This window comes from Leucobacter sp. UT-8R-CII-1-4 (assembly GCF_030010235.1).
Taxonomy (GTDB): Bacteria; Actinomycetota; Actinomycetes; order Actinomycetales; family Microbacteriaceae; genus Leucobacter.
The window spans coordinates 242,277-264,714 of record NZ_JASCRS010000004.1 but is presented as its reverse complement, the minus strand read 5'-3'; the positions used below and the strand labels follow the sequence as shown (position 1 = coordinate 264,714).

At 58.8% G+C, this 22,438-nt stretch carries 16 protein-coding genes; 10 read left to right on the top strand and 6 right to left on the bottom strand.

Translation table 11 applies throughout. From position 1 onward, the window contains the following. Positions 1-9: 9 nt before the first annotated feature. On the bottom strand, positions 10-1,767 hold the full coding sequence (locus QBL02_RS10930) for an AAA family ATPase (RefSeq protein WP_282726470.1): 1,758 nt from the start codon (positions 1,765-1,767) through the stop codon (positions 10-12). A gap of 429 nt (positions 1,768-2,196) precedes the next feature. Between QBL02_RS10930 and QBL02_RS10925 the strand changes: the two genes are divergently transcribed. The 5 genes from QBL02_RS10925 to QBL02_RS10905 all read left to right on the top strand — a co-directional run bounded on the left by QBL02_RS10925 (position 2,197) and on the right by QBL02_RS10905 (position 8,902). Further along, on the top strand, positions 2,197-4,068 hold the full coding sequence (locus tag QBL02_RS10925) for a P-loop NTPase fold protein (RefSeq protein WP_282726469.1): 1,872 nt from the start codon (positions 2,197-2,199) through the stop codon (positions 4,066-4,068). Further along, the gene (qatB, locus tag QBL02_RS10920) at positions 4,049-4,861 is read left to right on the top strand and encodes a Qat anti-phage system associated protein QatB (protein WP_349238643.1); all 813 of its coding nucleotides are present in this window, start codon (positions 4,049-4,051) and stop codon (positions 4,859-4,861) included. Before QBL02_RS10925 ends, qatB begins: the two co-directional genes overlap by 20 nt. After that, positions 4,858-6,135: a Qat anti-phage system QueC-like protein QatC gene (gene qatC, locus QBL02_RS10915; RefSeq protein WP_282726467.1), complete on the top strand. Its 1,278-nt coding sequence runs from the start codon at positions 4,858-4,860 to the stop codon at positions 6,133-6,135. The genes qatB and qatC overlap by 4 nt, the downstream gene beginning before the upstream one ends. Beyond that, positions 6,132-6,887: a Qat anti-phage system TatD family nuclease QatD gene (gene qatD / locus QBL02_RS10910; RefSeq protein WP_282726466.1), complete on the top strand. Its 756-nt coding sequence runs from the start codon at positions 6,132-6,134 to the stop codon at positions 6,885-6,887. The genes qatC and qatD overlap by 4 nt, the downstream gene beginning before the upstream one ends. 188 nt (positions 6,888-7,075) lie before the next feature. Beyond that, positions 7,076-8,902: a DUF4209 domain-containing protein gene (locus tag QBL02_RS10905; protein ID WP_282726465.1), complete on the top strand. Its 1,827-nt coding sequence runs from the start codon at positions 7,076-7,078 to the stop codon at positions 8,900-8,902. A 437-nt stretch (positions 8,903-9,339) separates the two neighbouring features. Here the strand turns inward: QBL02_RS10905 and QBL02_RS10900 are convergent, their stop codons facing one another. Next, entirely contained in the window at positions 9,340-10,356 is a 1,017-nt protein-coding gene (locus tag QBL02_RS10900; RefSeq protein WP_282726464.1) for a tyrosine-type recombinase/integrase, read from the bottom strand. Between the two features lie 733 nt (positions 10,357-11,089). Between QBL02_RS10900 and QBL02_RS10895 the strand changes: the two genes are divergently transcribed. From QBL02_RS10895 to QBL02_RS10885, 3 genes are all read left to right on the top strand, one after another. Beyond that, positions 11,090-11,284 (top strand): hypothetical protein, encoded by a 195-nt coding sequence (locus tag QBL02_RS10895; protein ID WP_282726463.1) that lies wholly within the window; start codon positions 11,090-11,092, stop codon positions 11,282-11,284. Between the two features lie 249 nt (positions 11,285-11,533). Next, on the top strand, positions 11,534-12,271 hold the full coding sequence (locus tag QBL02_RS10890) for a nucleotidyl transferase AbiEii/AbiGii toxin family protein (protein ID WP_282726462.1): 738 nt from the start codon (positions 11,534-11,536) through the stop codon (positions 12,269-12,271). Between the two features lie 730 nt (positions 12,272-13,001). Beyond that, on the top strand, positions 13,002-13,529 hold the full coding sequence (locus tag QBL02_RS10885) for a hypothetical protein (protein WP_282726461.1): 528 nt from the start codon (positions 13,002-13,004) through the stop codon (positions 13,527-13,529). A gap of 50 nt (positions 13,530-13,579) precedes the next feature. On the opposite strand, the gene QBL02_RS10880 is transcribed toward QBL02_RS10885, so the two are convergent. From QBL02_RS10880 to QBL02_RS10865, 4 genes are all read right to left on the bottom strand, one after another. Then, positions 13,580-14,221, bottom strand: a complete 642-nt coding sequence (locus tag QBL02_RS10880; protein WP_282726460.1) for a hypothetical protein — start codon at positions 14,219-14,221, stop codon at positions 13,580-13,582. Between the two features lie 11 nt (positions 14,222-14,232). Further along, entirely contained in the window at positions 14,233-15,894 is a 1,662-nt protein-coding gene (locus QBL02_RS10875) for an adenylosuccinate synthetase (protein ID WP_282726459.1), read from the bottom strand. A gap of 332 nt (positions 15,895-16,226) precedes the next feature. Continuing rightward, positions 16,227-18,011 (bottom strand): DEAD/DEAH box helicase family protein, encoded by a 1,785-nt coding sequence (locus tag QBL02_RS10870; RefSeq protein WP_282726458.1) that lies wholly within the window; start codon positions 18,009-18,011, stop codon positions 16,227-16,229. Between the two features lie 212 nt (positions 18,012-18,223). Then, positions 18,224-19,813 carry a serine/threonine-protein kinase gene (locus tag QBL02_RS10865; protein ID WP_282726457.1) on the bottom strand — a complete coding sequence of 530 codons (1,590 nt, stop codon included), beginning with the start codon at positions 19,811-19,813 and terminating at the stop codon, positions 18,224-18,226. Between the two features lie 814 nt (positions 19,814-20,627). Here QBL02_RS10865 and QBL02_RS10860 point away from each other — a divergent pair. Together QBL02_RS10860 and QBL02_RS10855 are read left to right on the top strand one after the other, a co-directional pair. Next, positions 20,628-21,353, top strand: a complete 726-nt coding sequence (locus tag QBL02_RS10860; RefSeq protein WP_282726456.1) for a response regulator transcription factor — start codon at positions 20,628-20,630, stop codon at positions 21,351-21,353. Continuing rightward, positions 21,350-22,438, top strand: a complete 1,089-nt coding sequence (locus QBL02_RS10855) for a histidine kinase (protein ID WP_282726455.1) — start codon at positions 21,350-21,352, stop codon at positions 22,436-22,438. Before QBL02_RS10860 ends, QBL02_RS10855 begins: the two co-directional genes overlap by 4 nt.

Here is a 22,438-nt window from a genome sequence, read left to right as displayed (position 1 = left end):
TGAGCCTTCCTAACCAGCGTCAGCGGTCGGCGCTATGGTGTCCGTGGAGACAGGTGCGGGAGGTTCGCTGGCTTCCTTCAATGCTTCCAGGACACTCGTCATAGAGGGAGGGAAGTCAACCTCCGCCAGACCTGCTACCAGATCAGCTGCGAAGCGATCTCCCTTGGTCTTCGATAGAAGCTTCTTCAGTGCCTTGACGTATTCGTCATCAGTATCCTCTCTCGGCCCTGTCACATGTGTAGGCCACGTCCCATTAGCGATTAGCGCATCAACATACTTGCGTTTCGCATCAACGGGAACTTCTGCCAGAACTAAGTCTTCGAAGCCGACGTACGGCTGCTCGAATGTGTAGTCAGAACTCGCCTTGATCTCGTCTAGACGATCAGCGGGCTGTTGATCAAATACTGAAGCAACATCTTTTCCAAGGCCGCGGAAGAAGCCCGCGAAGCCGGCGACGTTGGTTTCACCTTGTGCATCGAAAATAGCCCAACCGCGGGTGTCGAGCCTCGCAAATCGGGCGGGGTTGGCTCGGGCGGCAGTTTTGGCGAGTTCGGCGTACGAAGCAGCCTCAGTGTCTCCTTCCGTAACGAGAACTCTGCGAGCTAGCAGTGCTTCGCAGAATCGCGTTCGAATCCCGTTACGGAACGCCTTAAGACGCAGCGAGGCAGGCAATGTGACGGGTGTACTAGACAGCTGCCCGGTGCTGTGTGCACGAGAAAGCACGGTCATCTGCTCAGGTTCGAACTCTTCGAGCACGTAAGGTGAGTGGGTGGTAAATATGGACTGGCCGCCGAGCGCGAGAATGAGATCGACGACTCTCTTTTGAGCCGTCGGAGGAACTGAGATCTCTGGCTCCTCCATCGCGAAGATGACGCGTCCCTCACGTTTTTGGGCGATGAGAGTAAGCATGGCGATTACCAGTGAGTTGATAGTGCCCGATCCTTGGTGGTTGAAAGGCGCCGAATAACCGGTCACCCCCGTGGCCATGAAGGACTTGAGCACTCGGCGGAGGTCCTCCCGCGTGAGTTCAGACACCCTAAGATGCGGCGCATCTGCCCACTCTGCGGCGACGATCTGTTTCATAGCTTCATCGATACTTGAGAGAACCTGGCCAAACTCGGGATTCTCTTCTCCGGCCACAGCCACACTTCGTAGCTTTTGGAGGAGGGCCTCCCACATCTGAACTTCGACCTCAAACGTGCGAAGAACATAGTCAAGGAGCGAGCCGCGTTCCATCGACATGGCTCGGGTACCTGTCCGCAGGGCACGAAGCAGGAGGAAGCCAAATTCGCGCTTGTCAGCCGATCTCGCCTCGTTGGTGAGGTTCCCCTCATCGTCTTCTGGACTGCAGAACCAGGTTCGACCTTCGAAATCGTCCTCTTCCGCGTCGTACCGTCCAACGAATCGGATCCGCACGGAGGGAAGTGCGTCCGAACCTGGTCCAGGTAAAGATGTGAGCAGCGTGTTGCTGGCAGAGTCCCAGTACTCGAGGTTGTTTCGAAAACGAGATTGAAGCTCATCGTCAAGATCAACAATCATGACTTCGATTGTGATCTCATTCACGAGATATTCACCACCGTGAAAGTCGTGCTCATCGATGACTGGGCGACGGAACAAGCGATCAGCACCTAGTGCAAGTTCCGCGGCTTCGAGCACGGTGGACTTACCCGAGTTGTTGTCGCCGAGGAGCACTGTGTTTCCCGCGAACGAGACTTCCGCCTTTGAAATACCCCGAAAGTTTTCGATGGTGATTCGCGCTAGGTGCATGAGTCCTCAATCCCCTACAGAACGTTATTCGGCACATCGTCAATGATGCGCGATCCTATCCTCTCAGAGGATCGCTCAGACTCTGACGTAGCCCGCTCGCAAGACCATTGGCATTGACGCCCGCGCGTCGTCTCTGTAGTTGAGCTCTTAGGCATCGTGGTCACGTCACTTTCGGTTCGTAGACCGTCTGCCTCTTTTCCAGGCGTACCCCACTTTACGAAGCGAGGGAGTATGAGTTGTAGACGCGCTCGTCTGTTTCTGCAAGAAGGGTTGGCGAGGAATCGGCGAATCGTTCCGCCTCGGTATGAGACAGATCTGAGTGCGACACAGACCCGACAGAGGCGCAGGGCGCAGACAACATGGGAGAATCTGAGGTGAGGCCAGCTTGGATCACCGATCAGAGCAAGGAACGCGAGGAGGCGGCCGAGCATGTGGACCGACAACGAGACTGATCGCGACTTTCTTAACTTCGAGGGTGTCGCCGACACCATCGCCGAGGTCATCGTCAGCGCTGACGGACGGCCCGTATCAATCGGGGTATCTGGTGCCTGGGGTGTTGGCAAGTCCTCGATGATCAAGCTGACAAAGACGTCCCTCGCGAAGTATCAACCAGAGCAGGGACCAGAGAAGTTCGTCTTCGTAGAGTTCAACGCTTGGTTGTACCAGGGATACGACGACGCCCGTGCAGCGCTTCTCGAAGTGATTGCCAACAAGCTCGAGGCTGAGGCAGAAGCTCGCAAGGCAGGGATCGACAAAGCAAAGGACTTTCTTTCACGGGTCCGATGGTTCCGTCTTGCAAAACTGGTCGCGTTGCCTGCCGCGTCGATAGCGCTGGGGCTTCCGCCATTGGGACTCGCGGGCGAGATCGCTGGAGCTGTCAAGGATGCAACCTCTGGCAACCTGGACAATGAAGCGCTGGAGACTCTTGGCGAGCAGGCGGCGGCCACAGTAACCGCCGCGACAGCTCTGGTGAAGCCGAAGGAAGCGGTGTCACCGCCGAAAGAGATTCAGGCTCTTCGCGACTCGTTCGAAGACGCAATCAAAGCGCTTGATATCACGCTCGTGGTGCTCATCGACGATCTAGATCGGTGCATGCCAGGGACGACAATATCGACTCTGGAAGCTATCCGTCTTTTCTTGTTCCTTGAGCACACGGCGTTCGTCATCGCTGCCGACGACAATATGATCAAGTACGCCGTCAAGAAGCACTTCGGTGGACTGGAAGATGACGAACTAATCACCAACTACTTCGACAAGCTTGTACAGATACCTATTCGCGTACCAGCGCTTGGAACTCAAGAAGTTCGTGCCTACCTCATGATGCTGTTCATCGAGAACAGCGACCTCGTTCAGGCGCACAAGGATCAACTTCGGACATCGATTGCAGGCCAACTCCGAGAGTCTTGGAAGGGCAAGCGCGTCGACCGGTCATTCGTTAGTAGTTGCGGGATTGACTTGAAGCCCACGCTGCTTGCTCGGTTGGAGACAGCGGAGCGGCTTGCTCCGCTCATGACAACCTCGGATCGGATCGCGGGAAATCCCAGGTTGATCAAGCGCTTCCTCAACGCGCTTTCGATCCGCATGACCATCTCGACCGCTCAAGGCGTAGGCGTGGATGAAGCGGTTTTAGCGAAGTTGCTCCTGTTCGAGCGTTTGGCTTCTCCAGCGGCATACGCGGCATTGACAGGCGCGGTAAACGCCGACCCGGATGGAAAGCCTCAAATCCTAACTCCGTGGGAAGAAGCAGCAACGAAGGAGGAGGAGTTTGAGCCCGACGAGGCATGGAGTGAAGCGTTCGTTCGTGAATGGCTGGCTCTCCCGCCAGCGCTCGGCCAGATAGACCTTCGTGGCGCGCTCTATGTCGGACGCGAACATGCGCCCTTGGTCACCGCATCGGATCGTCTGTCCTCCGCGGCGGCCGATCTGCTTCGAGCACTTGTTGAGGATCCCCAGGAGTCCCAGGCCCTCGTTACTCAACTCGCGGCGCTGCCTCGAACCGAGTTGTCGATCATGATGGATCGCGTTCTTGCGCGCGCTCGCCAGGTCCAAGAGTGGGGAGCTCCGCCAATCTTGGATGCCTGCATTGCCCTCGCTGCGGCCGACCCAAACCAAGGACGAAGCCTCGCAGGCTTTCTCATCGAGCGACCCGGCAGACAGATTCAGGCAAGTATCGTGCCGAAGATCGAGTCGGAACCCTGGGCCGCCGATGTACTCAAACATTGGAACAACGCCACGGATGTCGAGGGGCCAGTAAAGAAGGTCATCGAAGGAAGGTCCAAGAGTGGGAACCTCGCAAAGTAGCACCGGACCAGGCGCCGGAGTCGCCCTCGTCCCACCGTGGGCCGACGACGTGCCCCCGGACAACCCATCCGACCCCAGCACCGACGACACATCCGACGAGCCCGACCAGAGCCGGCCGCAGGAAGCACCACCTGCACGGTTCAGGGACACTCGCCGAAGTCTTGGAAGCTATGCCAAAAATGGGGACAGCCGGGACCTTCGCCGGTCGCTCGGTCACTATGTAAGAAGCGGCTACGGCGGCACCGCGACCATGACGCGCCGGCTTGGTGGAACGGCAGCGACAGCCGGCCGGCTGGGCTCGATGTTTCAGTCTGGCCGAACGCCGGACGGGACGTCGCTCCGCGATGCAGCTCTGGCTAACGGGAGCGACGCGAATGCTGTACTCGACGCGATCGTTGACGCCGCCAGTCCCGCGGATGGAACGCAGGACAAAGAAGCATCACGCCTTTCGATCCGCAATGCGCTATCCGATTTACTAGTACGGTTCCCCGACGCCGACCTCTTTGCGCTGACCGAAGCGCAGAGGAACTACGTGATCGAGCGCTATGCAGCTCTCGACGTATATGCGCGATTCTGCCTCGACTTACAGAAGACTGTGCTGGACAAAGCCCCAGATGCAGTCACCGGGATGCGCCGGCTGAGATACATCCGCGAGTTTATCTCGGAGCAAGTCTCAGCCTCGTTTCGCAAGATTCGCGACAACAGCGAAACTCCGACGACCAGGAGCATCGCTCAACTTACCCGTGCGGCGCTCCGCGAGACGCTGGCAGTTTTCGAGGAGTACACCTCATGAAGTACCTCAGCGTTCCCAGGTTATCGGCGAGCGATCGAAGCGGCGACCGAACTCCCATCGTGTTGTTCGGACATGGCGAAACCAGCGATGTACTCACCGCGGGGTGGTCTGCTGCGGAAAAGGTCCGCCGACAGAAGCTGACGCCAGATGCCGTAGCGTGGGACTTGCTCGCTATCGCCCTGTCGGTTGTTGTCGCCGACGGCACGACGTTGCGAAGCGGAAGCCCAGACGGATGGACCCGGCAGATCGAACTTGAGATTGCCTTAAGTGATCCGGAGCGTTGGCACCCGCACGCCGAAGCAATCGCTACGGCGTTGAAGTTCCTAACCACCGATCTTTGGGCGATCTCGTTTCGAGACGGCGGAGCAATCCCAACCCCGCCCAAGAAGCCTCGATACCCGACGAGTGATGCTGTCGCGCTCTTATCTGGTGGCCTCGACTCTTTGATTGGTGCGATCGACCTCACTGCCGCAGGAACGACACTGCTTGCCGTCAGCCAAACGGTGCGTGGAGACGCGGCAAAGCAAGACCGGTTCGCCCGGCGCATTGGCGGGGGCATCGATCACCTCCAACTCAATCACAACGCAAGTACCCCACGTGGTGAGAAGGAAACCTCACAACGCTCCCGTTCACTGATCTTTCTGGCCTTCGCCGTGCTGGCCGCCACCGCCACCCGTCGTTACGCTTACGGCCAGCCGGTACCTCTCTACGTGAGTGAGAACGGATTCATTGCGATCAACCCGCCGTTGACAGCGGCTCGCGTAGGAAGCCTCAGCACTCGAACAGCGCATCCCGAGTTTCTGGGACGAATGCAAGGCATCTTCGATGCCGTAGGACTCAATGTCCAGATCAAGAACCCCTACGCGGAGAAGACCAAGGGCGAGATGCTTCGCGAGTGTCTTGACCAAGACCTGTTGTCCACCGAGGCGCCGCTATCAACAAGCTGCGGTCGATTCCAGCGCTTCAACTACAGGCATTGCGGTCGATGCGTCCCATGCCAGATTCGACGCGCTTCATTCGAGGCGTGGGGACGCCCAGACCCGACTGAGTACGTGTACGACAACTTGGCTATCCAAGATGAAGACCATGCAGCGTTTGATGACGTGCGTTCCGTAGCGATCGCGCTGCTCACGATCGAACAGGATGGCTTCGACCGTTGGCTCGGACCGACTCTCGGCTCTCCGCTAATCCATAACCGACTTGAGCTTCGAGACATGCTCCAGCGCGGCTTTGGCGAACTACGGAAAGTCCATGAGAGGTACGGTCTCGTATGATCGACTTCCACTGCCACCTAGATCTCTACCAATCGCCACCTGCCGTAGCCGACGAGAGTCAACGCCGCGGTATCGGCGTACTCTCGGTAACCACGACGCCCTCCGCGTGGAACGGCACCGCGAAGCTCGCCGCGGGACGTTCTGCGGTCCGCACTGCGATTGGCTTGCACCCTCAACTCGCAGGACAGAGAAAGCATGAACTGGCCCTCTTCGACACTTACTTGGCGAAGACTCCCTTTGTTGGTGAAGTAGGCCTAGATGGCTCTCCCGAGTGCCGCACCTTCTGGGAAGACCAGTTGGAAGTATTCGACCACGTGCTCCAAGCTTGTAGCGCCGGAGACGAAAAGGTCATCTCGATCCACAGCCGTAGGGCGGCCAAGGATGTACTTAACCAACTCGACCAGTACTCTCAGATCAAGACCCCGGTGCTTCATTGGTTCTCAGGCTCACACTCACAGCTGGGGCGCGCGATCGGGCGCGGGTGCTGGTTCAGTGTTGGTCCAACGATGTTGGCTGGCGCGAAAGGCAGAGACCTAGTGGCGGGCATGCCCAAGGACAAGATTGTCCTTGAAACTGATGGGCCGTTCGTACGGGTGCGAAGTCAGGTACTGAACCCATGGGATATCGTCACGGTCCTCGGGCCGATCGCGGAGCTGTGGGGTGTGAGCGAGCATGAGGCGAAAAGACAGATCGAAGCCAATGAGCGGGCGCTTCTCGCCCCTGTCGCGAGTGCGCTCAAAGCGGACTACTGAGGCATCAGTTTTCGTGGAGATCCGGATGTCGACCGTGATGCTCCCTTGTTTTGAGCGCCTGGAGCACAGAAGACGCTACGTGGGAATCGAACTTTGGGAACTGTTGAAGTTGCCGACGAACAAGAGCATCCGGGGCTATCCAGCGAAGCTAAGACGGTAGCGCCGACGTTCGGCAATATCATTGACTCATGAGCATGGGTCGGGACTCTCGGTGGCGGGTAGCTGCGAGCCACCCTGAACTGCAGGCAGCGCTCGCTGAACAAGACACCGGAACGCTCCTCATGGGCAGTCCTCTCCGGGCAATTGCAGATGATGCCGAAATCGACGACGACGTCCGTTTCGTGGCGGGCCTGCTTGCGACGATCTCGTGGTTCATGCCGAATGGGGACGACTGGACCAACCCGTACGGTCCTTTCGCTACGTTCGGCGATCGGCGGAGTTCCATTCCCGCGGACTTCACGGAGGCGGACATCGCGGTGCTGGGCGCGGTCATTGACCTCATCCCCAGCCTGATCCTCCGGAGTCGCGTCCTCGACGTGGTAGCAATCACTGGAGACCCTTCGCTTCGCCCGACTCGGCATGTCGAGCAGCTCCAGGCCCTGGTCGACCATGGGGTGACTAGCGAGGCCATCAGCCACGCCTCTGAGCAGTGGGAACGTGGGCTTGCCGTCGCCGTTCGCTTCCGCGGCGTTGCATCCGCGCAGCTCGATGAGATCGAGCGCCAGCTTGTTGAGGCCGCGAGCACTTCCTCCGACGGCGAGCTTGCGGTACGCGCGGCGCGAATGCTCGGCGAGAATCGACTTGGGCGAGAGCATGCAGCGGCGATCGCTGAACACCTCGCAGCACATGCTGAAGGCATTGAGTCCATCGCCGCGCAAAACACCTTGGAGGTCGCGGCCGAGTGGTATCTGCGGGCAGACGATCCAGGGTCGGCAGAAGAGACAACGTACGCAATCGTTCAGCGGCTGATCGCTGAAGCAGACGCGAGCCAGGCTTTTCGTGCATCCATTCACCTAGAGTTGGCGCTCAAGATTCTTCGCACGTTGTCCCGTGCGGCCCGCGAGCGCCTTGGGGCGATCGATCTACCAACCGAACTTGCGCGTCGAATCAGGGAGAGTGGCGCCGCAGCGATCGGTCAGATGCAAACGTTCACTACGGAGAGAGAGGACCTCGGCAGCCAGGTCACTGAGTTGCTTGCCGTGATCCGTAGCGACGATCCCGTTGAGTCGATTCGACGCTTCGCTGGCCTACAGCCGTTCGCGAGCGCGTCGACAGCTCGGACTGAGGCTGAGGAAGTCGGGCAGCAGTCCCCAGTTTCGTTATTAGTGACACGGCGAACCCTCAGTTCCGATGGGCGCACTGTGTACCGCTCGCCTGAGAGTGACGACGCCACAATCTACGGCGAGAAGGCAGAGATTTGGGAAGGAATGATCCAGTACTACCGGCAGCGGGTTAATCTTCTCGGCGGTATTCTGCTGCCGAGGGCATGGAGACAGCTATCAACTGCTCACCGGCTTCACATCGGGGATTTCCAAGCGCTTGCTTCGGGCAGTGCAATCGTGCCAAGCACGCACGAAGGGGTCTTCGCGCGTGGCCTGTACTACGGATACAACGGAGACTTCGGAGCCGCGGTTCATCTTCTCGCGCCCGCTGTCGAGGCACTCGTGCGACTGCACCTTGCGAACGCTGGTGAACGCACGAGCGTCATTAGTGCGGACGGCAATGAAAACGAGGTCGGACTCTCCGGACTCATGGAGAACGAGCGGGTCATCGACATATTCGGTGAAGATATTGTGTTCGAACTTCGCGCCCTGCTGTGCGGACCTATTGGCCCGAATCTGCGCAACGAGGTTGCGCATGGGTTGATCGGCGACACTGTCTTCTCCTCAGGAGTGAGCGTCTACCTCTGGTGGTTCACGCTCAAGCTCGTCTTCATGCCCTACTGGAACGCGCTGCACGATCCAGGGGCGGCTGAAGCGCGAGAGCCTGCAGCTCCGGGGCAGGAATCAGGCTAGAAGCCTCTCTCGAGCCTCTCGATCAGTGTTGCCTTGCGAGCGTATTTGGCGTTGATGAATCGATAGATGATGGCCGCATCCTCTCAATGGTCCTGGCTGACAGGTCATCATAAGCCTGGAGCCAAGTTGAGCCAGTTGTTCGTCGGTTCGGGGAGGGGACCAAAAGGGGACCAGAATCATGCAATCCACGCATTTCGTGACGTACTCTGCATGATCTGATCCGCGGAATCACGCGGTTCTTGGTGAGATTTGAGCCGTTCGGACGCCTGGGGGTCAAGGGGTCGCAGGTTCAAATCCTGTCAACCCGACCAAGAGAAAAGTTCCTGATCAGGAAGGTTTTCTCGGTCGTTCACCTGGGTAGTATACCAGCTCTGAACGACTTTGGTGTACCCAATTTTGTACCAACTGAACCCCTTGACCAGACGTGGTCAAGGGGTTCAGTTGGTACAATGGCGTCGTCGCTGCCTGAGGAAGTGCTGGTTCATCGATCGCACTGCCGCGCGCAAAGCGGAATTGTCAGGATGCAGGTACGCACGCGTCGTCTCGACGGAAGCATGCCCGAGAATGTCGCTCACCACATGAATCGGAATCCCCGCGTTCGCAAACCAGGTTGCACCTGCATGCCGCAGATCATGACGGCGCAACCCCTGCAACACTAGTGATGCAGCCAGTCCATCCCAGCCGGTTGCACTTCGCGAAGCTGCCGTCGTGATGACACCTCCGCGCGTACCCCGCAGCAGGGGCGCGTTGCGACGACGTTGCGTTGTGAGCCGTCGCAACACCGGTGCAACCGGATCGATTATGGGCACAAGCCGCGCACGACGCCCTTTTGGCGCTTTGACGCTCAGCCCGCCGGTTCCGGGGAAACACTGGCGCTCGATTGCGACGACTCCGTTCTCCCAATCCACCTCCCGGACCAAGAGGCCGGCAACTTCTGAAGTCCGTGCAGCAAGGAACGCACTCAGCATCACATGGTCGGAGTAACTCTGATGCACTTCGGCACATGCCGCCGCAATCCGCTCAACGTCCGCACGCGAAGGCATCTCACGGATCGATGCAAGCTTTCCCCGCGCCTGACACCTCCGGCTCGACCGGCATCGTGCTGGATTGCGGCTGATGATCTCATCACGGACTGCTTCGTCAAGCACCCGCGTGAGGGCGACAATCGTGTTCTTTACGGTTGACGGCGAGTATCGAACCTCCCACTCGTCGATGCAGCGATCCACGATGCCAGCAGAGAGATCGCGAATACGAACGTGGCCAAGCGTTGGCAGAACACGAAGCCTCAGGCCTGCGCGGTAACCGCTCGCTGTGGAAGTCATATCGACGCCACGCAGGAAGCGTTCCCCGATCAAACCTGCATAGACACTCAGCGTGATCAACGGGTCCAGCTTCTGGTCAAACGGCGATCGCATATTCTCAAAGAATGCCTCTGCCTCCGTTTCGTTCTCCACGGTGATTGAACGGCTCTTGCGTTGGCGTGTGGCGGGATCCGTCCAACGCACTCGAGCACGAAATCGGGAACCACGAGGACGGACGTCAGTGCTCAAGCGAGTTCCGAACGGAGGAAAGGAAGAATGATGGATGCTCATTAAGTCGAGGATTTCGCATCGCTAGCAGTCAGCGCCTCCGAAGCCGAGGGATGCGAGCGCCTCGCTAAAAGCGCGATGGTTGGGAGACCACACGGTTCTGTTCGCAATGGTCAGACTCGACGAGCATCACCAGGCGCGGGCTCGGGCTCAGGCGCTGGCTCGCGAACCACTGCTCAGCGCTGCATCGTTCACTAGGGCCTTGCGGCTCAGAGTTCTTCTATGAAGATCTGCGGGTGCGGGCGGGCCAAGCAGGCGTCGCTGTGCACTCAAAACTAGGGCCCGAAAGCGGGATCAAGGAGCACGGCTGTGAAGGGTCTGGAACGGGTTGTCAGTAGCTAGCCTCATGTGTTGAAGATTCGTTAACTTTCCCTCGGCGTAGGTTGCTAGTGCTCCCGGAGCGTCAACATCTAGGCTCCGCGGTGGCCGCACTGGCGGGACGAAACGTCGTCAGACACAGTTACCTGTACTCGATTCGTTTCGAAAGGTGGTTGAGATGCGTGCGATTAGGCCCAGCGCGCCAGCAGGGACTACTCGGAGCGCCCTGTACTGGGGTGCGAAGGCGGGGCGCTGAGAGCGCATTGCGCGAGGCATTTACATGCCTATTGATGCACCACCTGCAGACTGGGAGCAGATCGAGGCCGCGACTAGGCGACCAGACGCCACCATTTGCCTCCTGTCGGTGCTCGCTCACTACGATCTCACCGACGCGATCCCCGACGCGTTGGATGTGGCAATCCCACGTGGCGCGCGCGCCCAGAACACAGGGCGCGATCAGGTGGCACCACTTTAACAAGGAGACGTTCGATCTTGGACGGGACGAAATACTGATTGCGGGGAGCGGCCAGATGATCGGGATCTACAGTCCTGAGCGCACGATCGCCGATTGCTTCCGTTTGCGTTCCTCTACCGGGTATGAAATCGCACGGGACGCGACGAAGGAGTGGCTGCGTCGCGGTGGTAAGCCTGCTGCGTTGATGCAGATCGCCAGTCGGCTTCCTCGTGCAAGATCGACCGTCCTCACCACCTTGGAGTTGCTGGCGTGAACACTGACGAGGTCTACCGGGAAATTCAGAAGGCCGCACGCACTGATGCGGCGCGTCTCGGTATCCCGATTCCTACGCATGAGTATCTAATTCGACACGCGCTGGAATTGTTCCTAGATCGTCTCAATCGCACGCCATACACCCCCGACTTTGTGTTGAAGGGAGGTCTTCTGCTCGGAGCCTATGGTGTGCGTCGCCCCACGAAGGATGCTGACTCAAATGCAATCAGCGCGGACACCACCCCCGCCCATCTTGAGCAAGTCGTTCGGGCCGTAGCCGAGGTTGCCGTCAACGACGGCGTGATGTTCGATCTAGACGGCGTCAACGTGATCGAGATCCGGGACGGCGCTGAATACCCGGGCTTGCGCCTTCGCGTGAAGGTCGCAATCTCAACGTGGAAGGGCACCATCTCATGGGACGTGTCGACAGGAGACCCGATTGTTCCCGCTCTGCGCAAAGTTACGCTCGATCGAGTTCTGGGCGAGCCGATCACCCTCATCGGCTACGCGCCTGAATCGACTGTTGCAGAGAAGGGCGTTACCATCCTCGAACGGGGAATTACGAGCACTCGTTGGCGAGACTACGTGGACATCGTCACTCTTGGCAGCGTCGGACTGGATTGCGAAGCGCTTGAGCGCGCGGTGCGGGCAGTGGCAGCGTATCGGGGAATCGAGCTGCAACCCATCGGCCCGGTCGTTGAAGGCCATGGTGCTCTTTCGCAAGCAAAGTGGTAGCCTGGCGCCGGAAAGAGGGGCTCGAAGCGGCTTGTGATGAGAGACTGGACGACCAGCTGACACGTGTAGCAGCAATCCTTGACCCTGTGTTCAGTGCGGAGGAGTCGCCTAAAGCAACGGTTGATACTGAGAGTGCTGAGAAGTAGGTGCTCCGTGAAACGAAATGCGATCGATGCTGGCTGAATCCGCAAGCACGATCCGGGCTACCCGACAGTCCTCGGCACTCGAAAGTCGTGTCGTGCCGAACTTCTTCTTTCGGGGCCCGAGGGCCGAAACACTGGTCAAACCGCGACGGGAGCGAGAATCTGGCTGAGCGTTCCTCCTCCAGTCAGCTGGCCCAGACCGGCGGGACTATGGTAGCGCGCTTGAACGGCGACCGTGTCGTTGCCGTCAGGCACAGTAGAGGAAGACATGCGGCCTGTCCTGCTTATTCTCGACTAGCAAGTTCCGGACATCGGAGATTGGGAGTACGCCGGCGCAACACCGCGCTTCCGAACGGCGCTGTTTGCCAACAGGCGGCGTCTAGTGCGAAGGTGGTTGGACCATGAACCCTATATGCGATCGTCTCGCGATGTTTGAGTCAAGTGAGTGTTTCTGCGAAGCACAGGAGTCTCTGGCCAGACCGTGAACCCGATCACGGCTTGATCGCTACTTCGGCCTAGGCGCTTGACGCGCGTAGTCTGCGATGCGGGCGGCATGCACGTGTTCGCCTGTGACATAATTGAGTGGTATGGGACACACGATTGAGCTTGCCGCGGTGGCTCTGCGCGAGCCAGAGTATCTCCAGCTTGAGCTTGATTTAGGTCTGCCGCCAAGGATTCAAAGCCGGAAATCAAGACGCCGTCGGGCCGATGAAGCCGTGTCGAACACGCAAATCGTTAGTGAGTTCCATGTTGCCTTCGATTTGCCGATAGCGAGTCGTCCGCGGGGGCGAGTGTCGAACGAGCTCAGCAAACTCCGGGTGGAGCTTCTGCGGGAGGAGTTCGAAGAGTTCAAGAACGCAGTCGAGTGCGAAGACGTTGTAGCGATTGCAGACGCGCTTGGAGACATTGTTTACGTCACGTACGGCGCGGCGATAACGTATGGGATTGATCTAGACGCGGTCCTTCGCGAGATTCATCGCGCTAACATGAGCAAGTTGGGTCAGGATGGACGTCCTGTTATTCGAGAAGATGGCAAGGTGCTCAAAGGGTCGGACTATAGGCCGCCCAGAATTGTGGATGTTCTTCTCGATCAACCACCGCTTTTCATCGATTGAACCCGAGAGTCTTCGCGTTAGCATCGAGTGCGCCGGTACGTGATTCCGAATTAAGAGACCCGCGCTCCGTGGTGCCATTGGGATGCAGAAAGTACAGCGTTGCCTAACTGTGCTGAGTGACGTACCGTGAGCTCCACGATTGCATCTTTGCTTCCGCGGATGCGCTCCCAGTAAGGCAAGGAATAGTCTTCCAGAGGTTCAAAGGTCTCGGGACCTCTGGGGGGCATGTTTGGGACATGTACACTTCCGGTGTTGTATGGAGCTAGCTCGACGTTTGGATGATTGCCCAGAAACGTGGCGGTGTCGAGCATGAGCACGTCATGAACCTTGTTGCGATATGCCCTTGCGTTCAGGAGTCGAAGTAGTCGTTCCTCATCGACATGGAAAAAGACTCGAGTGTTGAGAGCATCAAGGAATTCCTGAGTGGTTACACCGGGAAACAGGCAGCGATCGATGAACTTAAGCGGAAGTTGATCGCGAACTGTGGCGTCATCCAGACCAGGGTAACTCAGCACATAGCTTCTGCGTCTTACGGTTTCTAGGATCTCATGCCGTACCGCGGGTGTGGGGTCGTAGAGATCGACGAGGGCGCTTGTAGATAGTAGTCCGTGACGCTGGATCGAAGGCCAAGAATCTGCCGCCGCCATGTGAAATAGTCGCGGATGGCGAGCAATGAAGTCTTCTCTGTTCAATTGAAAGCTCCCTATTTTCGACCTGAGCGCCAGGTTCGTCGATCGATTATGTTGCGGTCGGAGAAAGAAGTTGCTATCAGTGAGACTGACGCGCCAGTAACACTCTCGACCTCTTCTACGAACTGAAGCGTGGCGGGAGAGAGCTGTTCATAGCGGTACGCACTTGCATTGTGCGAGCTGATGTAATCTGCGAAAGTTAACGCGATATCGGTTGCAGAGTTCAACTCGGCCGATCTCCGGAGCATTGCCCAGTCGAACTCTGCGACCCGACGTTGCTTCTTTCCAACTGAACTAAGTTCAGTGACTTCGGTTCCTTCAACGCCGGATCGGGCCTCGATTTCATCCCAAGTGAGCTCGTTTCCGTTCCCAATCGGTCCCGAGGCACCGTTGACTCTGATGGGATAGGTTCGAGCCACCATGATGGCTCGGCGTACTCGACGTGGTCCTATACCCACCTCGGCCAGCGCACCGGCCACCGTGGTGTCCCTGCTAGTAACGTAGGGGTATGTCCCATGGTAGAGGCTGAGGCCTGTTCCTTGGGTGCCTTCCACTAAGACGCGGTTGCCCTGTTTGAACGCTTCGTGAAGAAGATCCGCAGTGGGATGAAGAAAGCTCGCAAACTCGGGAAGGTCCTTGGCTAATTGTGCTCTAGGTTCTCCTCTGCCAGTGATTCTTCGGGCTGCAGCGGCTCCTGCTCCTTGCCCCGTGGATTGGATCGCACGACGAAGGTCCTTCTCTGCGGCTATGTCCTCATCCGTTATGACCATTACCTGAGGGTCGATCTTAACTCTGCCGGGATCTACACCTGTCTCTTGCAGTTCATTCTGAAGAACCGAAAGGTTGAGAACAGCGCCGGGCCCGATGATAAGGTCTGCGTGAGGGTTCGATAAGGCCCCCGAGGGAAGCGAGCGATGGGTGTACGATTTTCCGTCGTGCCAGACTTTATGCCCGGCGTTTGGGCCACCCACCCGTATGAGTGAATGGTATTCCGGCGCCAAATAGTAGGAAACGTTCCCCTTGCCCTCTGAACCGTACTGCCCACCAACGAGCACATCCGCCAGCGGGTCTGTAAGGGAGGGGAGGAGGCCTAGTCGAGCTTCGCAACGAACTAGAAGATCTTTCTCCGTGTTGCGCAAAGTGTCAATAACCACATCGGCGTGCATGCCGAGATTCGCAATGAGAGCTTCGGTTTCGTTCTCAAGAACTTCTTCGTAGCTCCCAAGCTCTTCGAAGTACGCGTTCGATCCTCGCCGCTTGCGATATCGATTGGCGAGTTCTTCGCGGCTACTGGTCTCGAGATGCACATGAACTAGAGATCTCCCAAAGATCTCCCTTAGTGCGCTAACTTGCTGCTCAATTCGAACTGCGTCGATAATTATGAGGCTTTCGACAGTGTCTTTGCTGGCATGGGAGGCTTCAGCCACCCATGAACCTCCCGTTTCCCGGTCCAGTAAATCCCCGAACTCCTGAAAGTCTCTTCTGTTTGTCAAGCTCACTCGCCGCTCAGAGGCGCGCTTGGCCAGCACCTCCCGAGTGGAAATGATCACCCCGCCCCAACGTTCTTCCAGAGCCTTAGCGAGAGTAGTCTTCCCGGACGCGACAGATCCGGAGAGAGCAACGACGGTCGCCATGGTGTACTTCCTTTCCCACTCTCGCATCTTTGCGAGAGCCATGAACCTATTCTGTCGGAGCTGACCGTGCGGCGTGCACGACTCGCCGGGCCATAGGCTTCGGATCCTCGTCGGGGCCGAGGACAGCCCACTTGGCTGGGGCGCGTCTGGATTGTCAGGGATCAGACCGTAGTTCGGTCTCGAGCGCGTCAAGACCCGATCGAGCGGTAGTGACAAACTTCAGTGCACAGTCAAAGCAGTAGTGGAAGCGGTCCCTGTCGATTTTGACCACCAGAATTCGTTGCCCCTTTTCGAGCACGTGTCTCTTGTTGGCTTTGCAGTAGTGCTTTCGTTTCGCAGTGTCCACGGAGAGGGACCTCAACAATGAGCGTTGGCTACCCACGACGCAACTCCTCTTCAACATGGCCGATGATATTCGGTAGTTCCTTGATGAGATGGTCCAGATCCGCGGTCGAGTATTCGCTGCGGGTGCTCGCGCCGCTGGGGACCGTCTTTTTGATGCGAAGGTCGATGGCGGACTTCGCAACCTTAAAATTTTCACGGGTCTTGTCGAAGTCGCGGCCGGCGTGCTTGAGGTTGTGCTTGGCGAGGAACCGGCCGACTGCGGTCTTCACAAGCTCGTCGAGCAGCGCCCGCTTGGCCTTGCGGGATGCCTGCTTAGTTGGGGTGATCCGCTGCAACCGGTCGAACTGCTCTCCAGTGCTGATGCCTGCATCCTTCAGAACCGCGAGGGCCTCCGCGATCTTGGGGTCGGCAGTGAGGAGAGTGAGATTCTCCAGCAGTACGTCGTCCTGTGCGGTGATTACCGGAAGGTTGCTGCCTCCGCCGTTGCCTCCCGTGCCGGGCTCACGGGTTGTGGTGGGTTCCACCAGGTTCTCGTCGATCAGGTTCGCGAAGAAGACCTGGTCAGCCTCCGCGAACTCCTGGAAGTCTGTCCAGACGCCGGTGATGTTCCCTCCGACGTGGAAGACCACGACTCCGTCGTTGACGGGGTCGAAGGCGTCCACGCCGGGGATCGTGCGCATGATGCGGCCGACGAACTGCATGAACGGCCCGAGGTTGCTGAAGATGCTGAATACCGCAGCGACGCTGAGATAGGGGTGATCGAAGCCTTCGCCGAGCTTCCGAACCTGCACGATAACGTCCAGTTCGTGGTTCTCGAGCTTTTCGTGGATGCGCCCGTTCGCCTTCTCCGCGAGCAGGCTATGGACGAAGTCGGCACGCATTCCCAGTTCGCGGTACTTTGCGACGACCTGCTTGCAGTGCTCCATGTTGAGAGCGGAGGCGATGATCTTTAGGCGGGGCTGGCCGGTGGACTCCCGCATCTCCTGAAGCTTGCGGATGGATGCTTCGGCGATCGTGGTGAGGGTGGCCTCGGAGCTGACGATGCTGCGTCGGAAGCCGGCGTCCTCCTCGCCGAGACGGCGCACTTCATTCAGAGAGACCTCGACTTCGGTGCCTCCCTCATGGCGAACGTAGTGCAGTGTAGTCGGGTTGAGGCGGTATCCGTTGATGCGCTTGATGTACCCCTTTTCGACGGCCTTGGAAATTGGGTAGCTGTAGATGACTTGGCCGGTCATTACTTTTCCGTCTGCGCGGGCCGGGGTCGCGCTTACATTCAAGATCCGCGCGTCTGGGAACTTACGTCGCAACGCGTCCCAGCTCTCGGCGACGTTGTGGTGGCCCTCGTCGAAGAGGATCAAGTCGAAGAAGTCGCTGGGGAGCTTGCCGAGCCACTTGTTGTTGTCGCGCTGCAGCTGCTGAATGTTCGTGACGACAATGTCGGCTTCCTCGAGGTCGCCGATGTTGCTAGACGTTCCGCGGATCTCTGCAGGCTCAGGGAAGGGCTCGTGATCGAGGACCTTTCGCTTGGTATAGAAGTACTTCGGGTTGCTCGGGGTGAGATCGCCCAGTAACTGGTCGGCGATCTTCAGGTTCGGCGCGACAAGCAGAGCGCGCCTTGCCTTCGTCGCGAAGGGGGCAAGGGCAAGGAGCCCGGACTTGCCGCACCCCACTGGCAGGACGACCGAAACCTCGCGGGCGTCGACAGCGTTAAAGTCGTGCTTCTCGATCGCTTCAAAGGCGAGGATCTGCGGTTCCCGCAACTCCGGGTTGGCGGCAATCGTGGGTTGCGCCACGACGTACTGGTCGGTCTTCACGTACTTCTCCGAACATGATGGTAACGGGTTGGTGTTTATGCTGGGAATGGGACCGCCTACCAAGGCGGCTCCGCTTGGCTCACACGAAGCCTTAGCTGCTCAGCTCTTCTTCGTTGTGAACCACCGCCGTCTCGGGACACACGGCCGCGTGACGCGGCCGTTCTTCCCTTTGGCATGTCATTCGCCTCCTTTCTTGAAGAGGGAAAGGGACATCAGCTGGCCTCGCCTATCCAGTCCGAGATACCGACCCGGATCGCCGGCGGTAGCGTGCGAACGGTAAAGTCGGTGATGGACCAGGCGACCTGGCTGCGGCTCACCGATCGCAACCCCTCGAGAGCAGCCATCGACATCTCTTCCGACTTGACGTCCTGCAGTACCGAGACCAACACATCCCGCACATGCCAACGACCGTGGCCCGGGCCGAGGATGGCGAGCGCGGCGACCGCCATGCGCAGAATGCTAGAGTCGCCGATGGTATCGACGACACGCTGCATGAAGTTCGCAAGCACATCGCAGTACTCGAACGAGAAGCCCGTGCGCTTGACGTAGTCGGTGAACCGCTCGAACAGACGGCGGAACGCGCCTCGCTCGCGGTCCCAGAGGAACTCGATGGACGACGAGGTACACCATGGCAGGACCCGGCTGAGCGCCTTCATATCATCCTCGTCAGATTCGTCGAGAAGAGTGGCCCACTCAAACATTTCGATCAGATCGGCCGGTGTCGTTGAGGGGCTCAGCATTCGATCGCGGAGTCGTTCTGCTGTCTGTTCGCGAGATTCCCAGCTCTCGTGCTCCTGGCGAGCGCCGAGGGAACGCTCGAGCGCTTCGAGAAACTCCGAGACTGAGGCGTATCGGCCAGCGGGGTTGTTTGCGGTGGCGCGTTCTACGACCGGGCGCAAAGGGCCCGCCGTCATCTCCGTATTGACTGGGTAGTCCTGGGTCACGAGTTCCTGCAGGATCTTACCGAGGCTGTAGACGTCGGAAAGGTGGTCGGCACTGCGTGCCCGGGCCCACTGCTCCGGCGCTGCGTATACCCAGGAGCCCATACCAGCACGAAGCGTGGATGTGAGTGGGGCTGTATTTCGTTCCGCCTCGACTGCGAGGCCAAAATCGGACACCGCCCACTCGCCGCTCTCGAGTCGCAGCACGTTCGCGGGCTTCAGGTCCCGGTGGTAGACCCCGTTCCCATGGATGTACATAAGTCCAGTGCAGATCTGACGCATGATGTCCACGATCAGTGGCGGGTTGCTATCGACCTTTCTGATGAAGTCAGCCAAACTGCCCTGCGCTAGGGGCATTGCATACCAGACGTCTTGCTCGTCGGTCTCGCCTTGCGCGATCACGGGAATCACGTTGGGGTGAGCCAGCCCTTCCAATATCCGCAGTTCTCGCTTGAAGCGGCTGATCACTTCCGCATCCACGGTGGCTGTATCCCGCAGCACCTTGACGGCGACGAGGTTGCCTGTCTTCCGGTCGGTTGCCCGGAAGACGTCGGCGAACCCGCCGCTTCCGATCGCTGGAAGCTCAAGGATGAACCGGCCACCCAGGGTCCTGACAGTCAGGTCAGACTTCGGGCGTCCGGCTTTTCTCTGACGAAGGCCCGACCCATTCCAGGCGTTGACGACATCTAGATCCCAGATCGGCCCCTGAGCAATCTCCCCGATAGCATCCGGAAAGTCGGGTCGTTGCCGCAGTGCGGCGATTCGCTGGGGGGTCACCCCCAGTTCCTCTGCTACCTCACTCAGGCCGCCGAGCCTCATCGCCGACTCCAGCACGCAGTGAAATTGTTGTCCATAAATCAAGCATATCACTTAAATAGTTTATTGATATTAAACTATTATTAATTGGTGTCGTAGGAGGGTCCGGAATCGGTCGACCGTTCCCCATCTACGCTCGCCGGATTGGGTCCGACGTCAAGCTGCGGGCCAGGGGCATCATGATGGCATGCTCTGCCCTCTCGATCGTCCTGCTATCGCTCGACGACAGCTAACGCAGGCCGCGGCAGAAGGCAGTCGAGCCGACCCTGATCGCGCAGGCTAGCTCTATCTGCGCCCCTCCGGGGGGGGCGACTCAGTCGCCGTTAACTCGTCAGAAACTGGCTTCTGGAGCAGTGCGGTGGTTACGAATCTAGTGGGCCAATTTGGTGGCCAACATCCCTGGACCGCATGTAATCTGTGACGCGCTGTGCAATGTATGAGCCACCGAAACCTCCGAAAACGCGGGTTCGGAGCCCGATCCGTCTGCCTGGGGGTCAAGGGGTCGCAGGTTCAAATCCTGTCAACCCGACAGTTCAGTGAAGGGGACCGACATTCATGTCGGTCCCCTTCACTGTTCCGGAGAACAGAACCGCAACTGCAAGCAGGTACCTTTACGCTGCGAAAGACGCCGCGCTTCGTCGCGCCTACTAAGAAGAAGCCGTGAAAACAGGTCACCCTACCCAGCACACCCGCAATCCACCTCCCCCAACTTCGCGCCACCACCTACCACCCACCACCCGACCGCTTTCACCCCGCCACCCGGCCATACTTCACTGCTTTCTCGTGCTGCGCACACCCGCGCCCCGTATCGTTGATTTGAGACTGGTGTGCAAGTTGCTGGAGCGGCGGAGGGAACAGCGTGATCCGAGTAGTGATTGTCGATGATGAGGCGCTCGTGCGTTCTGGCTTTCGCCTCATCCTTGGTGCGGCTGACGATATCGAAGTGGCCGCCGCTGTCGATGGCCCTGAGGCGATTGACGTGATCCAGCGTGAAGAACCTGATGTGGTGCTGCTCGACATTCGGATGCCTGGCCGCAGTGGACTCGATGTGCTCGCCGATATTCGTGAGATGCCGACTCCCCCGGTGGTCGCGATTCTCACTACCTTCGATTCCGACGATTACATTGCACAGGCGCTCAGCGCGGGGGCCGCCGGGTTCCTGGTGAAAGACACCGATCCGGAACAGTTACCAACGCTCATCCGTTCGCTCGCGGCTGGCGGTATCGTCCTGTCGCCGCAGGTTTCGAAAACAGTAATCAATAGTTTCCTCGGCATCACGACAGGCAACGCAAGCACCGCATCAGGCAGCAGCAACGCCACCAGTAAAAGTAGCGAGCACAACAACAGCTACAACAAAGCAAAGTCACTCATCGCCCGACTTACCGAACGCGAACGCCAGGTGCTCGCGCTTCTGGCCACCGGGCTTTCAAACGCTGAAATCGGCCTCAAACTCCATCTGAGCGTTGGCACCATCAAAGATCATGTCAGCGCGCTCCTCGCGAAACTTGAAGTCACCACACGACTACAGGCAGCGCTCATCGCCGAACGTGCGGGCCTCACCGCGTCAGCAGATCACAGCGCATGAACCCGCTCAAACGAATCCCACCTGCCCTGCTTGATAGCGCGATCGTGGCAATCGCGCTGTTTGACAGTTTCTTTTATCTTTACGAGCCGACCCCGTTCGAAATAACTATGGCGATTGCGGGCCCGCTTGGTTTGTTTTTCAGGCGCCGCTGGCCTTGGCTTTCGCTGCTGCTCGCGATTCCGGCGCTGATCACCTCGTCGTCTTCGATCACGGGCCTGGTCGCGCTCTATTCTGTTGCGGTTGCCGAGCGCCGCCGCTGGGCAGTGCTGCTCGCGGGTGTCGCTATTTTCGCTGGAACTTCGGTCACCTGGTGGGGCTGGATCGACGGTGGATCTGCCATTTTCTCGATCATTTTCGCCGTGATGACCACTGCGGCCCCCATCGCGCTCGGCCTGCTGGTACGCACCCGACGCGAGCTGACGGCGAGGCTCAAGGAGCTTGAAGAGGCACGTGAGAGCGAACGGCGCTACGCAGAGGAAGAGATTTTGGCGACTGAGCGGGCAAGGATCGCGCGCGAGATGCACGACGTGGTCTCGCATCAGGTCAGCTTGATCGCGGTGCAAGCTGGAGCGCTGCAGGTGGGCAGCATCGACCCCGACACAAAAACCACGGCACGCACTATTCGATCCCTCGCCACGAAAACTCTCGATGAGCTGCGCCAAATGGTGACGGTGTTACGCGACTCGGGTGGCGAGCTCAGCCAGATCGCCCCGCAACCAACCATCGCCGATTTGCCAGAACTGATCGCTGCGTCAGGCATCCCATCAACAACTACGCTGGATCTTCCCGCCGACCTGCCCGCAAGCGTGCAGCGAGCAATCTACCGCACAGTGCAAGAGGCCCTGACGAACATTCGCAAGCATGCGCCGGGCGCAACCGCAACAATTACCGCGCACAGCATTCGTAACGACCTCTCAGTCACCGTGCACAACACCGCGGCCACCGCACCGTCGATGCAATTGCCTGCTTCGGGGCACGGCCTGGTTGGTCTCCGCGAACGTGCCGAGTTGCTTGGCGGCACGCTCAGCGAAGAAGCGACGAGTGACGGTGGATTTACGCTTACGCTCACGCTTCCTCAGGATTAG